At 43.2% G+C, this 14,230-nt stretch carries 15 protein-coding genes; 2 read left to right on the top strand and 13 right to left on the bottom strand.

Going from position 1 to position 14,230, the window contains the following annotated elements:
- Positions 1 to 68: 68 nt before the first annotated feature.
- The 9 genes from FIS9605_RS0126030 to FIS9605_RS0125985 all read right to left on the bottom strand — a co-directional run bounded on the left by FIS9605_RS0126030 (position 69) and on the right by FIS9605_RS0125985 (position 10,778).
- Positions 69 to 1,892 carry a GAF domain-containing sensor histidine kinase gene (locus FIS9605_RS0126030; protein WP_026735199.1) on the bottom strand — a complete coding sequence of 608 codons (1,824 nt, stop codon included), beginning with the start codon at positions 1,890 to 1,892 and terminating at the stop codon, positions 69 to 71.
- A gap of 478 nt (positions 1,893 to 2,370) precedes the next feature.
- A complete protein-coding gene (locus tag FIS9605_RS0126020; protein WP_026735197.1) occupies positions 2,371 to 3,411 on the bottom strand; it encodes a FecCD family ABC transporter permease in 1,041 nt (346 codons plus the stop codon).
- Positions 3,408 to 4,439 (bottom strand): FecCD family ABC transporter permease, encoded by a 1,032-nt coding sequence (locus tag FIS9605_RS0126015; protein WP_026735196.1) that lies wholly within the window; start codon positions 4,437 to 4,439, stop codon positions 3,408 to 3,410. Before FIS9605_RS0126015 ends, FIS9605_RS0126020 begins: the two co-directional genes overlap by 4 nt.
- Before the next feature lie 394 nt (positions 4,440 to 4,833).
- Positions 4,834 to 5,727, bottom strand: coding sequence for a glycine betaine ABC transporter substrate-binding protein (locus FIS9605_RS0126010; RefSeq protein WP_026735195.1), 894 nt, complete (start codon positions 5,725 to 5,727; stop codon positions 4,834 to 4,836).
- 146 nt (positions 5,728 to 5,873) lie between these two features.
- Positions 5,874 to 6,506, bottom strand: coding sequence for an ABC transporter permease (locus FIS9605_RS0126005; RefSeq protein WP_026735194.1), 633 nt, complete (start codon positions 6,504 to 6,506; stop codon positions 5,874 to 5,876).
- On the bottom strand, positions 6,503 to 7,249 hold the full coding sequence (locus FIS9605_RS0126000; RefSeq protein ID WP_026735193.1) for an ATP-binding cassette domain-containing protein: 747 nt from the start codon (positions 7,247 to 7,249) through the stop codon (positions 6,503 to 6,505). Before FIS9605_RS0126000 ends, FIS9605_RS0126005 begins: the two co-directional genes overlap by 4 nt.
- Positions 7,250 to 7,407: 158 nt before the next feature.
- Positions 7,408 to 7,854: a DUF3574 domain-containing protein gene (locus FIS9605_RS0125995; protein ID WP_026735192.1), complete on the bottom strand. Its 447-nt coding sequence runs from the start codon at positions 7,852 to 7,854 to the stop codon at positions 7,408 to 7,410.
- A 146-nt stretch (positions 7,855 to 8,000) separates the two neighbouring features.
- Positions 8,001 to 9,938 carry an ATP-dependent zinc metalloprotease FtsH gene (gene ftsH / locus FIS9605_RS0125990; RefSeq protein ID WP_026735191.1) on the bottom strand — a complete coding sequence of 646 codons (1,938 nt, stop codon included), beginning with the start codon at positions 9,936 to 9,938 and terminating at the stop codon, positions 8,001 to 8,003.
- Positions 9,939 to 10,109: 171 nt separating this feature from the next.
- On the bottom strand, positions 10,110 to 10,778 hold the full coding sequence (locus FIS9605_RS0125985) for a DUF1614 domain-containing protein (RefSeq protein WP_026735190.1): 669 nt from the start codon (positions 10,776 to 10,778) through the stop codon (positions 10,110 to 10,112).
- Between the two features lie 116 nt (positions 10,779 to 10,894).
- Between FIS9605_RS0125985 and FIS9605_RS0125980 the strand changes: the two genes are divergently transcribed.
- Together FIS9605_RS0125980 and FIS9605_RS38225 are read left to right on the top strand one after the other, a co-directional pair.
- Positions 10,895 to 11,086: a hypothetical protein gene (locus FIS9605_RS0125980; protein ID WP_026735189.1), complete on the top strand. Its 192-nt coding sequence runs from the start codon at positions 10,895 to 10,897 to the stop codon at positions 11,084 to 11,086.
- A gap of 90 nt (positions 11,087 to 11,176) precedes the next feature.
- Positions 11,177 to 12,262 (top strand): AI-2E family transporter, encoded by a 1,086-nt coding sequence (locus tag FIS9605_RS38225; protein ID WP_051470145.1) that lies wholly within the window; start codon positions 11,177 to 11,179, stop codon positions 12,260 to 12,262.
- A gap of 170 nt (positions 12,263 to 12,432) precedes the next feature.
- Here FIS9605_RS38225 and FIS9605_RS0125965 read toward each other — a convergent pair whose 3' ends face one another.
- The 4 genes from FIS9605_RS0125965 to FIS9605_RS0125955 form a co-directional block, all read right to left on the bottom strand.
- Positions 12,433 to 13,149, bottom strand: a complete 717-nt coding sequence (locus tag FIS9605_RS0125965) for an SDR family NAD(P)-dependent oxidoreductase (protein ID WP_026735188.1) — start codon at positions 13,147 to 13,149, stop codon at positions 12,433 to 12,435.
- Between the two features lie 32 nt (positions 13,150 to 13,181).
- Entirely contained in the window at positions 13,182 to 13,310 is a 129-nt protein-coding gene (locus FIS9605_RS46190) for a hypothetical protein (RefSeq protein ID WP_269321071.1), read from the bottom strand.
- Complete coding sequence (locus FIS9605_RS0125960; RefSeq protein WP_026735187.1) at positions 13,285 to 13,782, bottom strand: restriction endonuclease; 498 nt, start codon at positions 13,780 to 13,782, stop codon at positions 13,285 to 13,287. The genes FIS9605_RS46190 and FIS9605_RS0125960 overlap by 26 nt, the downstream gene beginning before the upstream one ends.
- 108 nt (positions 13,783 to 13,890) lie before the next feature.
- Complete coding sequence (locus FIS9605_RS0125955; protein WP_026735186.1) at positions 13,891 to 14,190, bottom strand: CU044_2847 family protein; 300 nt, start codon at positions 14,188 to 14,190, stop codon at positions 13,891 to 13,893.
- Between the last annotated feature and the right edge of the window lie 40 nt (positions 14,191 to 14,230).

Here is a 14,230-nt window from a genome sequence, read left to right as displayed (position 1 = left end):
ATTTGACTGTTATGGGGACATACTTAAATGAAGTATTAAATTTTACTAATATTCTGCATTTGCGTTGTTCATGCGGCGATCGCTCTTGGTAAGAGTAGGGTGAAAGTAGTAGAAGCTGCTGTGCTTTCGACACGAATTGAAGCTTTTAAATGTTTAGCCAGTTTCTGCACTAATGCCAATCCCAACCCGCTACCACCATATTTCCAAGGGTCATGCTTGGGAATACGGTAAAAGGGATCGAAAATGCGTGCCAGTTCATTAGTAGCAATTTGAACTCCAGAATTACTGATGCTAATCTGCACGACTTGAGGGGTTGCAGAAACGGCAACAGTAATAGTCTCACCCGCTGGTGTATACTTGCAGGCATTATTAAGCAACTCAGTCATAATACGTTCTAAATCAGTAATATCTGTTTCTAAGAGCGGGAGTTCATCGGCGATATGCAAAATTAACTGCTGCTGCTGACAAGTAGTGAGTTCTCGAAAAGACTCGATAATGGGAGGAAGCCAGGTTTTGATGTCAATTACGATTACAGTCAAAGTTTCAGCTTCGGCTTCTAGATAGGTGAGCATGAGCAAATCGTTAATTAACTTGCTTTCTCGTTCACACTCGTTGTGTAGAATCTGCAACAGTTGCGATACTAATTCTGTATCTAATACTGTTTCTTGATTGATAATTGCTTCCAGAGTTTGGACGGCAAGGCTGATACTAGTGATTGGCGTTCGCAGTTCATGGGAAAGGGATCTGAGAAATTCATGTTTGAGGTTCTCAAGTTTTTCGAGTTCACTTACTTGTGTCTGCGCTAGTTGGTAAAGTCGAGCTTGGCGAATGGCGATCGCGCATTGATTTGCCACCTGCTGCACTAGTTGAATTTCCCATTCCTCAAATACTTTTTGGGTTGCTTTGGTTAACCAGATATTTCCCATGACTGCTTGTGCGTCGAAAATCGGACAAGCTAGCTGTGTCATGACAACTAATCTAGGGTTCCAGCCACGCACAACTTCCCCTACTTGCAAAGGTTGTTTGTGCAATAGTGGTTGATATAGTTCTGGGAAGTTTGCAACTTGTCGCGTCATTTTCTGGCAGGGGGGAGGGATGGTGGCGTACTCATGGGCAATGGTAGCAATGGTATGGTTAGCGTTATATAATTCAATTTGGCAACGCTCAACTTGCAATACCCGTGCCAATTCACTAGTAACTCTTTTTAAAACCTCTTCTGCATCTAGACGATCGCGGATTAATTCAGTAATATATCGCACCACGGCTTCAGACTGCTGCAACTTAAGTTGACTTTGCAAATACTGTACCTGCTGATGCAGTTGTGCATTTTGGATGGCAATGCCGATTTGGGTTGCCAACTGCTTAAGCAAGTCGATTTCTGTTTGCTGCCATTGTCGTGGTTGACAACAGTGCTGGGTAATTAACAGCCCCCATAAATCTTGCCCAAACAAAATTGGCACTACCAAGTTAGCCCTCACTTGCAAAGAAGCAAGGAAATCAATCTGGCAAGGGTGTAGCCCGGCTGCATAAATATCTTCCACAATTTGAATACAACCGCGTTTGTAGCGTTCGACGTGTTTTTCGCTAAAGCAGGAGTCTTGAATATTTTTTCCCAACAAGGGAATACCAGGAGCAATAGTTGATTCTGCAACTATTGTTCCACCACCATCAGACTCTAAGCGGTAAATTAAAACGCGATCGCTCAACAAAAATCGCCGTATCTCTGTTACTGTTTGAGCGAGAATCGTATCTAAATCTAGAGATTGGCAAATCTTTTGAGCGATCGCTCCGATTAGTTGATTATTCCAGTCATGAAAATCTGTACCGATTTGGAAATTGTGACACGATGCTTGTGCTAACTCTGCGGTTGATTCCGATGGATTGATATTCATGCGAGAGTCCCTGTTTATTGTTACTGACTCTTGTAGACGCTCTCTATACAGATATATAATTGTGGTAGATGCTTGTTAGCGCCTTTAGGCAAAGTATTTTCAGCCTTGGTTTATCGACATTTAAAACATTTAAATCGTGCGCCGATTTTGATGAAAAAGCTAGTAAAGCTTACATAAATAAATTTAAAAAGTCCTGCTTGTTGAAAGCTAAAATGCATTTGCAGGTAAATGATAAAGATATCGAGGTATGCCTTTAAGATTTTCTTAACATTCTTGCATACATAGGTAGAAAAAACTTATGATGCAATTAAATTTTATAATTCTTAATATTCACACGGAAAAGTAAATAAAAATATTGGATGTTGCTGAATCAAGATATGAATTGTCATTCTGTAGGCGAAGCCTTGCCGTAGGGTACGAAAGTGAAGCGTCTACAGCATGACAAAATAAAATTCATACGCCAATTCAGCAACGCCTTTCATTTTTTACGGTTACGAATTAATAAATACAGAAAATAGGGAGCGCCAACAACAGCAGTTACCACCCCACAAGGAAGTTCAATCGGTGCAAACAGCGTCCGTCCCACCAAGTCTGCTACAACAACAATTATTCCCCCCAACAGTGCTGAGGTAGGAATTAAACCTTCATGGGTTGCACCTACTAACTGTCGTCCTAAATGAGGTGCTATTAAACCGATAAAGCCAATCATACCGGCGGTAGCGACTCCCGCAGCAGCCAAGGCTACACCCACCAGCACTAGTAAACCACGTTGCCACTCCACACGACTACCTAGACTTTTTGCTACATCATCCCCCAAGTTCAGAGCATTCAAATGTCTTGCCAGTATCAAAGCCATTGGTACAAAAATAACTAACCAGGGTAATAAGGAAAATACTTGCTCACTCGTACGCCCGTAGACACTGCCAGCTAACCAAACCAAAGCATTACTAACGTCATAAATATTCCCAAAAGTAATCATCAAGCTGGTTATAGCGCTGGCGATCGCAGATAAACCAATACCCATCAAAATTAATCGAATCGGGGAACTACCTTTGTTCCAAGCCAGCAAGTAAATTAAAACAGCCATAAGCAAAGCACCAGCAAAGGCTGATAGAGGCAAAGTGTAAATTGGTGCTGAAGGAAACAGTATAATTACTGTAACTGCCATCAGACTCGCCCCGGCATTGATGCCAATAATACCAGGGTCAGCTAGAGGATTATGTGTTAGACCTTGGAAGATAGTGCCAGAAATTGCCAGTGCCACTCCCACCATAAAAGCAACAAGAGTACGTGGCAGACGCAGATTGTGAATCACAAAAGCATGATCTGGGTTTCCCGTATCCAAACCCAATGAAGTTTTGACGATATCCAAAGGCGAAATTGGATATTCTCCCCGCCCTAAATTCATTACCATCGCTACTACAATCACTACCGCCAAACATAGCAGTATGACTGGTACACGTCGGTCGATGCGGAAAGATATTGCCTGGGAACGGATGACTAGCCAATCCAACTTCATTTTTTCACCTTTGACTTAGCCAGATACACAAAAAAGGGAGCACCAATCAGTGCTGTCATTACACCCACAGGTAACTCCTGTGGTTTGAGCAACACACGTGCAGCAATGTCTGCTACTAGGAGTAAAATTGCACCCGCAATTGCAGAATAAGGTAAGATCCAACGATAATCGGCTTTAATAAAAAATCTCACAATATGGGGAACAACTAAGCCAATAAAACCAATTGGCCCCGCAAGAGACACTGAACTTCCTGCTAGTAAAATTACGCTAATGGCAGTAATGATCTTGATCAAAGCTGTCTGTTGACCTAAGCCTTTGGCCACATCTTCACCTAGACTCATAGTAGTAATCTGCCTACCAAGGGCAAAAGCAACTACTAATCCAATCACGACGAAAGGTAGCGCTTGGAAGAGTATGTTAGCATCGCGGCCAGCCAATGAACCAGCTAACCAAAATCTAATTTCTTCTAGGGTTCGTTGACTGACGATCAGGATAGCAGTAGTGAGAGAAGAAATCAGAGCCGTCATCGCCGCACCCGCAACTGTCAGATTCAGTGGGGTAGCTCCTCCTCTTCCCAGAGAACCAAGGAAGTAAACTAATATCGCTGTGGCTCCTGCACCCAAAAAGGCCACAATGGTTAAAATACTAACGGATGAACTGCCAACAATAAAAATTGTTGCAACTACAGCCAGTGCTGCTCCCGACTCAATACCCAAAATCCCTGGATCTGCTAAGGGGTTTCGCGTCAAACCCTGCATTAACGCTCCAGAAACTGCAAGCGCTGAACCTACAAGGATAGCAATGAGCACGCGCGGTAATCTGACAGTCTGGATGACTAAGTGTTCATAGGAACCGTCAAAGTTTATAAAGGATGTCAAAATCTGATCTAGAGGTATTTCTGCTGCACCCAGCGTGACACTGTATACCAAGCAAATTAGCAGGATAACAAGTCCCAGAACCAGACCAAATAAGGCTGACATTGGTGGCTTTTTCAATCCTCTAGATGAGACTGTGGTCGCTTTTATCATTATCTTGCTGTCACTTGAAAATATTACACTCTACTGGTTATTTGTTTTTTTAATTGGCACTCTCAATAGTTAACAGCTTTCTAATCATTAAGTTGAGAATCTTTATTGATAAATTATATATACATTACATTATTATGTAGCTATTTCTCCTTTTTCAAAAAGATTAAAAAAGGCAGAAGGGAATCACATGGAGATTCTGCCCTACCTGATTAAAGACTGCCTGTAAGACGGGTTCTTAAACCCCTATGGCTCCTGTCAGAAGGCTTCGCTACAAAATAATTATTTATACCTTCGGCGGAAAGCAGAAGGTGGATAAAGGATACAGTTCAAGTTTTGACATAATTTCTCAATACAATGGGATAGTGTAACAATCTGTATTATTCAATTGGCAAAACTATAATTTCTTAGCTTTTCTAAACTCACTGACAACTTCTTTAATGTCACGTAACTCTCCCTCTACTAGATAATTCAATTGCCGCATTTCGTCAGCAGAAATACGCCCAGCAAGTTGGGATATAGCTTTTCTTAGTTGTGGATATTTTGTCAATGTTTCTTTTCGCACAATTGGAACGGCTTCATAAGGAGGAAAATATTGCTTATCGTCCTTTAGCACCAGTAAATCTAAACGGGCAATTTGTGCATCAGTTGAGTTGCCTGCGACTATGTCTACCATGCCTTGCAGTAGTGCTCGATACATTAGCCCCATATCCATCAAGCGGGGTGGTTTAGCAAATTTTAGCTCGTAAGCCTTTGACAATCCAGGCAATCCATCTTCGCGTTCGACGAACTCGTAGTAGAAACCTCCTTGCCACTGGGGTGTATATTTAGCTGCTTGTGAAATGGTTTGCAGATTTAAGCGCCTTGCATCGTCTCCGCGCACAATAATAGCGTAGGTATTTTCAAAGCCTAAAGGCTCAGCCACCTCTAGGGCAAACTGCTTGCTGTAAGCTTGTTGTATTCGTTGATAAACAGCCTGAGGATCACTGATTGCTTGTTGTTTCAGGATGGCAGTAAAAGCTGTTCCTGTGTACTCAACATAGGCATCCACTTGCCCAGCGGTGAGGGCCTGATGACAGACAAACGAACCTCCCAGATGTAGCTTGCGTTCAACTTTCAAATTAGTTGTTGCTTCAATCTGCTGGGCTAAAAGTTCCCCTAAGATGTCTTGCTCAGTAAAATCTTTCGACGCAACAACAATATCACCACCACCATTAGAGGAAGGTTGGCAACTCGCAAGTACAACTACCAAGGCAAAAGTTAAAAGGCAAAAGGTAAAAAATTTTTTCATTGAGGGTAGTTAGTAGATTTTGTTGGTGGTTGTTAGTTGGTAGTTGGTAGGTAGTTGGTAGTTGATTTTTCCATAGACGCGCTTTACTCGGCTTCTCGTAGAGTAGGGTACAACAAACAACAGACAACACAACAAACAACAAACAACTAAATTTTTAATTGTTTTTCCAGCCAACCAATACCCAAATCAGCGAGTAAGGCAATTACTGCCGCAGGAATCGCACCAGCTAATATTAATTGATTATTCACCGTGGTAATACCACGAAATATCAGCTCTCCCAAACCACCAGCACCAATTGCTGCTGCAATAGTAGCAATGCCAATAGCAATCACTGTCGCTACTCGCACTCCCGCCAAAATCACTCCCATTGCCAAGGGAATTTCTACTTGTAATAGCAATTGTCTATCTGTCATCCCCATCCCGCGTCCAGCTTCCCGAATGGCTGGATCGACGCCAATGATGCCAACATAAGTATTGCGAATGATGGGTAATAAAGAATACAAAGATAAGGCAATAATAGCAGGGTTTGTGCCAATGCCGCCAATTACAGGTACAGGAATGAGTAAGCCAAATAGTGCCAAACTGGGAATAGTTTGCAGGATATTTGCAATGCCCAAAATCGGTTGACGCAGTGACTTTTGGCGGGTAATTAATATGCCTAACGGTATACTTACAATAGTGGCAATACCAATAGAAATTACTACTAGCAGTAAGTGTTCCAAGGTACGTTCGAGGATGTCCGAGGCGTATTTGATCAGGAAAAAGTCGCTGAAGTTCATAGGGTAAAAGATTTCAAACATTGCAGAAAGGCCAGGGCTTCTGGATGTTGCGATCGCACAAATTCTTTCGGCGTTTCCAACACTACTAATTCTCCCTCATGCATTAAACCAATTCTCGATGCCAAAACAAACGCTTCTTGGATATCATGAGTGACAAAAACAACTGTCTTACCCAACTCCTGTTGTAAGCGTTTAAATTCTTGTTGCAGTTCTAACCGCGTAATCGGATCGAGTGCGCCAAAGGGTTCATCCATTAATAATACAGGTGGATCGGCTGCGAGTGCCCTTGCTACACCAACTCGTTGTCTTTGCCCTCCTGAAAGTTCGTGGGGATATCTTTGAGCAAATTTTTGTGGTTCTAATCCCACTAACTGCAACAGTTCATGAACGCGGCTTTTAATTTGTTTGGGTTTCCAACCTTCTAAATTAGGGACTAAACCCACATTGCGTTCAACAGTGAAATGGGGAAATAAACCAGTTTCTTGAATGACATAACCAATCTTGCGCCGCAGTTTAATTTCATCCCATGCGGTTGTAGGGGTGTCATTAAATAAAACTTCGCCTTGGGTAGGTGTGAATAGACGGTTAATTAATTTCATAGTCGTGGTTTTACCGCTACCACTGCGTCCAAGTAATACTAGCGCTTCTCCCCGACTAATGCTGAAATTAAGATTTGATACCAATGGGCGATGGTTGCGGCTAAAGGTGACATTGCGAAATTCGACAGCAATCTCTTGGGGCATAGGTGAGTTTCTGTGGGAGTTGATTTTATGTAATTATGTGCTGATTTTAATTATGCACGGGGGCTTTACGCATCACACTCGTAAAATCTCTGGTGATGCGAGCGATCGCCGAATTTAACTGTAGTAAATAACTAACCACCAAAAACCAACAAAAAACTTCAAAAAGATAATTTGACACTGCTAGTTACTCGCAAAACAGATTCTTGCTGAAATTTTTGCTTATAACTTGCGATCACCTCTTCAATTTGAGAATTTTTAGTTGGGCTATTTTCGTAAATCAGAATGACTAGTTTAGTCTTTTCCCTGGTGAGTTTGCCATTTCGGTTGAGATACTGCCCGTAGCCATCCATCACAGTTAGTCCATCTTGAAAGCGGGGTGTAATCACACGATTCAAAAATAGTTGCCACTCAACCTCAGAAACCGTCTTCCCTCCAGGTTTGGATAAACCAAAGTACAACTCATCTTTGGTAAGAGTTCTTTGGCTTGAGTAAGAAGTGGATGCTGGGGACGATTGGGTGCGAACAATAGTGTTTGTATCGGCAGGACTGATAAAAAGTAAACTTGTGAGAATTAGGCTATTTAAACTTTTTTGCAGAATAGTCATAGAAGCACCACGGTTGCTATCGCCAGGGTATAGCTTCACATATTGGTTTTAGTGTTCCGAAAAACTTGCAATTAAAAAAGCGATCGCCTCTGTTTGTAAAAGTGCGATCGCTTTTTCTATTCAAGATTGAATTCAATCTCAAATCCTTACACCAGCAATGTTTGCATCAAGGGCCGATCTTCTGATATCTTGCCCGTTCGCAACCATTCTTCCAACTCAGCTGGTGCTTTGGCTTGGTTGATTTTCTCGCGTAGTTCTGCGCCTTCGAGAATTTCTTTTTGCAACAGTTCTTGTGCGGTTTCCTCTAACAAATCGCGATTTTCGTGCAGAATAGTCAAGGCAATGTGATGGGCATTATCTACTATCTGCTTCACCTCGCGGTCAATTTCCTCAGCTACTTGCGGGCTGATGGATCGACGCGGGTTGCCGTAACCTTCAAGAAACTGCTGTTGAATCTTCTCAAATGCTACAGGGCCGAGTTTATCACTCATACCGTAGAGGGTGACATAGCGTTCTGCCAAGTCAGTTGCTTTCTGGATGTCGTCACTAGCACCAGTAGAAACTTTACCAAAGACGATTTCTTCTGCGGAACGTCCGCCCAATAAGATAGCAATGCGACCGCGAATTTCGTCTTCAATCATCAAGAAGCGGTCTTCTTCGGGCATTTGAATTGTGTAACCCAAAGCACCGACACCCCGAGGTACAACGGAGATTTTCTCGACTTTACCAGCTCCGGGCATCAAAGCACCGACGATCGCATGACCAACTTCGTGATAAGCTACAGTCTTCTTCTCGGTTTCATTGAGAACGCGAGAGCGTTTTTCTAAACCAGCAACAACACGCTCAATGGCTTCGTTGAAATCTGCCATTGTTACCGCTTGCCGATTTTGCCGCGCAGCTAGCAATGCAGCTTCGTTAACTAGGTTAGCCAAGTCTGCACCCGCAAAACCAGGAGTTCTACCGGCGATGATGCCCAAATCTACATCATTAGCTAATTTGACGTTACGGGCATGAACTTTCAGAATTGCTTCCCGACCAATTTTATCAGGACGATCCACAACAACTTGACGGTCAAAGCGTCCGGGACGGCGCAAAGCTGGGTCAAGTACTTCTGGACGGTTGGTAGCGGCAATGATAATTACGCCTGTGTTGGCATCAAAGCCATCCATTTCGCTTAATAACTGGTTAAGGGTTTGTTCGCGCTCATCGTTACCACCCATAATCGGGCCACCAGCAGCACGAGACTTACCCAGTGCATCTAATTCATCGATGAATACGATACAGGGCGCTTGTTGTTTAGCTTGTTCAAACAAGTCGCGCACCCTGGCCGCACCTACACCCACGAACAGTTCGATGAACTCCGAACCGGAGATGCTGAAGAAAGGAACACCAGCTTCGCCAGCGATCGCTTTTGCTAAGAGTGTTTTACCTGTTCCTGGAGGCCCCACCAACAGCACACCTTTGGGGATTTTCGCGCCCAAGCGGGTGTATTTACCAGCATTTTTCAGGAAGTCTACGATTTCTTCCAATTCGGCTTTCGCTTCATCTACACCAGCAACATCAGTAAATTTGACACCAGTGTTACCTTCAGAGTAGATGCGAGCTTTGCTTTTACCCACTGTTAATGCAGCAGGGCCACCTCCCTGACGGCTGAGTAAAAAGCCCCAGATACCAAAGAAAATTAACGGTGGTACAACCCAGCTGAGGATAGTGCCAATCCAGCCATTTTGGCTTGGTGGTGGTGCAGCAAATTCGACATTATGGTCGCGGAGAATTTTAGGTAAATCCAGGTCAACAGCGATTGGTGTTGTCTGGAAAACCTGTTCGACGGTTTTGCCATCGGGGGTTTGAGTTTTGATCGAATATTGAATGCGATCGCTACCCACAACCGCCCGATCTACTTTACCCGCTTCTACCTGAGCAACAAACTCACTGTAGGGGACTTGCGGCAGTCTGGGGCCAAAAAAGCTGGGAACGATAAAGTTAAGGAGTAACAGCAGAGTGAAAAGAATTAGTAAGCTGCCGCCGAATTGGCGCATCCTTGGGGGTTTAATTGGGTTCTTGTTATTAGTTTCTACAGGCATTTTTAATTTTAGTCTCCGATTACATTGAAAAGCTTTTTTGTCATTTGTTAGTAGTTAGTAGATAGTAGATAGTAGTTATTAGTATTAAAAATTAACCACTAACCACTAACCACTAACTACTAACCAATGTAGAGACGTGCCATGGCACGTCTCTACAACTACTAACCACTATCAACTCAATAACAGCGCAAATAAACCGCACAAAGCAATACCATCAAACACGCCAGCGCCTCCGATACTCAGAACTCCTGAACTCTTGGCTATAATGTCCTTCAAGTGCAATAAATCTGCACCAATCAAGGTTCCTAGGATACCACCAGCAAAAGCCACAGGAGCAGCATGGACAGGAGCTATTAACATGGCAGACACAGCAGCTGTTAGGGGAGCTAGTAATGGATTCATCTGGATACCTATTCCTGGCACTACCCGCGATGCATAGTAGCTAACGGCTGTGACGATCGCAGTCACTAACAAAATAGCTAGGGCATTTCCTTGCGTAAATTGATACAATGCTAGCAATACGGGAATTAAGCCACCGCCAACATTGAGAGCTACCACAGTCGAACGTTGTACTTTTCTGAGGGGAATGCCCCAAAACTCCTTTAACCACAGATCGACAAAGTTATCTGCAACAGCAACTGTAGATTGGGTACGGTACAAAGGGATGTTGATAGTGCTGCCTAAAATCACCAGCGTCAATAATATAAAGGCAATACTAGGAGAAAATCCCAATTTTGCTACTGCGATTTTGACTACGTCTACTGCCAGAATAAACCAGAGAAAGGGCACTAGCAGTAACAACAGCAGAAATAGCAGCAGTGAAACTGGCAAGTAGATCATAGGGGTGTGCAAGCAGGAGTTAGCTTTTTTCTGCTTGAATTTATTGTAAAAATTAGATGTTACAATCCGCTTTCGTATCAACCCCCCATAAAAAGGTGAATAGCCGTACTTTGAATATGGAAAGTCAAATTGGATTTGTTTTGAAAGTATTTTTACTCTCTGCTGTCATTTCAGTCTTGATTAAATATGCAGGTATTTTTCTCCCTATTCCTGCAACGGCAACAAATGCCTTGATTCTAGTCTTGTTGCCAACAGTGCTAATGGCGATCGCCTTGTTGTGGCGATTCCAAGCACAGAAGCAAAGTTAACTGACACTCATTAGGCAAAACTTGCTAGAATCAACTAGCCTAGCCGCATCTCAAATAGACAGTAATTTCTTAACTGCCAGGAGTTAGAGAGTGAATCTAGGTCAATGGATGGGGTTAATTGCCCTACTTGTTTCTCTGTATATTTTATGGCAAATTAAGGAAGTACTATTACTTATCTTTGCCGCAATCGTATTAGCAACTACCTTAAATCGACTCGCTCGAAGATTTCAACGTTCGGGAATGAGGCGTGGATTCGCTGTAACCCTGTCAGTAAGCATCTTTATAGCTGGTATAGTCGGTTTTTTCTGGTTGATCGTGCCGCCTTTTGCTGTTCAGTTTCAAGAACTCACTTATCGGGTTCCTCAAGGCATAGAGCGCTTTAATGCTTGGCTTTACCAACTGAGAGCAGCCCTTCCCAGTCAGATCACTCCCTATATTCCTGATATTAATAGCTTGACCCAACAAGCACAGCCGTTTATCAATCGTGTTGTAGGCAGTTCCTTCGCCTTTGTTTCCGGCTCTTTGGAAGTAGTTCTGAAAACATTGCTAGTGCTAGTTTTAACAGGGATGTTCTTAGCCGATCCGCAGGCTTATCGCAGGCTATTCGTGCGGATGTTTCCCTCTTTTTATCGGCGGCGGGTAGATGGAATTTTGGATAAATGTGAAGTTTCCTTGGAGGGATGGATCACAGGCGCTTTCATAGCTATGTGCGTAGTTGCAATGATGAGCGTGATTGGCTTAACAGCTTTGCGCGTTCGTGCTGCGCTGGCTTTAGGAGTTTTAGCAGGATTTTTGAACTTAATTCCCAATCTAGGCCCGACACTCAGTGTCATTCCCGCAATGGCGATCGCACTTTTGGATAATCCTTGGAAATCCCTTGGTGTATTGGGTATCTACTTTATCATTCAGCAAGCAGAGAGCAATTTCATCACTCCCATAGTGATGGCGCATCAAGTATCACTGCTACCAGCCGTGACATTAATTTGCCAGTTATTTTTTGTCAGTTTCTTTGGCTTTTTAGGCTTGTTTCTCGCCCTACCCCTAACTGTTGTCGCTAAAATTTGGATTGAAGAAGTTTTAGTTAAAGATGTTTTGGATCAATGGGGTAGTCAGTCTCAAAAAGAAACAGAGTTTGTCATTATTTCTGATAATTTAAAAGACGAATCTGGGTCATAAACGCAAGGTTTAACCGCGAAAATTATCAAAAATCCTGACGAACAGACCAGTATTGATGATGATTAGTTGTTTGTTGTTTGTTGTTTGTTGTTTGTTGTTTGGAACAACCACCAACTACCAACTACCAACTACCAACTACCAACTACCAACTACCAACTACTAACAATTCTCTAAAATTTCTCCACCGCTGGTCGCAAATCAAGTTCTAAAGTCCAAGCGGTTGCATCCTGCTTGTAGAGTTGCCAGTAAGTTTCAGCTATAGCCTCTGGTGAAAGCAGGGTGTGTGCTTCCCGTGATGGTGCCATTGCTTGGACTCTAGGAGTATTGATCATGCCATCAATAATGATGTGAGCAATATGAATGCCTTGGGAACCAAACTCCCTCGCCAGCGACTGCGCCAGCGCCCTCAGTCCAAACTTACCCACAGCTAAAGCAGCAAACCGTGCTGAACCTCTAGTGCCAGCAGTCGCACCCGTCAGCAGGATTGTACCGCGACCTCTCTCCACCATTTTTGGTAGAACCTGTTGCGCCGCGAGAAATGCACCAAAACAGTTTACTTTCCAATTAGCTTCAAACTGATCTGGCGTCAGTTCCAGAATACCAGCCATTGTAAAAGCTCCGGCATTGTAAACCAAAACTTCTGGTGCGCCTAGTTGCGATTGTACTTGAGCAAAAGCAGCTTTCACAGATACAGGGTCGCTCACATTACAATCAACAGCCAACGCCTTTCCGCCAGAAGTTTCAATATCTTTTTGAAATTGGGCAAGCTTGTCTGCACTTCTCGCCATCAATCCGACAGCAAATCCTTCACGGGCAAACCGATGGGCAACGCTAGCACCTAATCCCGGGCCTACGCCAACTACTACTGCAACCTTTGCTTCACTCACGACAGGAATGCTCCTATGAGATTACTTTTAGTTTAAAGGCGATCGCAGTATTGTTTGGCTTGATTGGCAGGATTTTCCCGATCTTGTGACCACCGCACGGGATTTTCAGCAACGAAGGGTTGATCATCAACCCACTCAAAACAACCGTCCTTGCTCAGCAACTTCTCGATACTCACGCTGCGCTTTCTTAAAGGTCAGTTCTCCCATGCTCATATCGTAATATGAGGGTTGCTTGCGTCCAGTCAGCAAGTCTTCAATCGTCAAAATTTGGATGCAGGGATACTCTAGACCATTTACTGCTTTATAAAAGCCAGCGGTCGCCGCTTCCTTTTCCATTGGCTTAGTAGGTGGAGTTAACGTTACGAATAATCCTATTTCTGCTTTAGTGCGTTGCATAGTTCCTACTAAGTCACGAACCATAGCTGCTCCTACATTTCCACCACCTTTGACACTCACAATAATTTTCTTAATTGTTGACTTACCCTTCTCAGTATCGGTGAAGAAAATTTGTCCATCAATACCACTGTCAGCGCCTTTCTTTTTACCTTGGTAGGGTTGGGCATTAATCAAAGAACAAGCCCACCACTGAAACTGATATTTGTCCCGGTTAGCTAAATCTTTAGCTCCCTCCAAGTCTTTAGGTGTGCCGATGACTTCATATTGAATACCAGGAAATGCATCTTTGAGGCGCTTTTCAATAAGGGCGATCGCTAAGTGGGTGAGAGAAATAACGAGAGGGGTTTAGCTACCCCATTCTAAAGTGATTTCCAGATTAGCTGTACTAGCGTCTTTAACGAGTAAAGGTGTGAGTTTTCCTGATTCAAGAGCAATATCTATACCAAACTTCACACTGGCCTTATCTGGCTTAATTTTTTGCACTGTTTCTGCAATATCCTTGGAAAAAATTTCAATAGCAGCGGTTACTTCGCGAAAAGGTCGAGTTTGAAAACTGATTTTGCGATCGCCAATCAGTGCGGCTTCAACTCTGATATTTGTACCATCACTAAGTTCTACAGAAATAATTTTGCTCTGGAGTTCCATTGTGTTTGACTGGATTGCTCTACCGTTATGGCATGTAACT

This window comes from Fischerella sp. PCC 9605 (assembly GCF_000517105.1).
Classification (GTDB): domain Bacteria; phylum Cyanobacteriota; class Cyanobacteriia; order Cyanobacteriales; family Nostocaceae; genus PCC9605.
The sequence above is the reverse complement of the archived record's forward strand: the minus strand, read 5'-3'. Positions and strand labels throughout refer to the sequence as shown.

Coding starts and splice junctions, on each gene's coding strand:
- FIS9605_RS0126010 (WP_026735195.1), bottom strand. CDS start 5,727: ATGAAAAAATTTTTTACCTTTTGCCTTTTAACTTTTGCCTTGGTAGTT.
- FIS9605_RS0126030 (WP_026735199.1), bottom strand. CDS start 1,892: ATGAATATCAATCCATCGGAATCAACCGCAGAGTTAGCACAAGCATCG.
- FIS9605_RS0126015 (WP_026735196.1), bottom strand. CDS start 4,439: ATGATAAAAGCGACCACAGTCTCATCTAGAGGATTGAAAAAGCCACCA.
- ftsH (WP_026735191.1), bottom strand. CDS start 9,938: ATGCCTGTAGAAACTAATAACAAGAACCCAATTAAACCCCCAAGGATG.
- FIS9605_RS0125955 (WP_026735186.1), bottom strand. CDS start 14,190: ATGGAACTCCAGAGCAAAATTATTTCTGTAGAACTTAGTGATGGTACA.
- FIS9605_RS0126020 (WP_026735197.1), bottom strand. CDS start 3,411: ATGAAGTTGGATTGGCTAGTCATCCGTTCCCAGGCAATATCTTTCCGC.
- FIS9605_RS0125995 (WP_026735192.1), bottom strand. CDS start 7,854: ATGACTATTCTGCAAAAAAGTTTAAATAGCCTAATTCTCACAAGTTTA.
- FIS9605_RS0126000 (WP_026735193.1), bottom strand. CDS start 7,249: ATGCCCCAAGAGATTGCTGTCGAATTTCGCAATGTCACCTTTAGCCGC.
- FIS9605_RS0125985 (WP_026735190.1), bottom strand. CDS start 10,778: ATGATCTACTTGCCAGTTTCACTGCTGCTATTTCTGCTGTTGTTACTG.
- FIS9605_RS0126005 (WP_026735194.1), bottom strand. CDS start 6,506: ATGAACTTCAGCGACTTTTTCCTGATCAAATACGCCTCGGACATCCTC.
- FIS9605_RS0125980 (WP_026735189.1), top strand. CDS start 10,895: ATGGAAAGTCAAATTGGATTTGTTTTGAAAGTATTTTTACTCTCTGCT.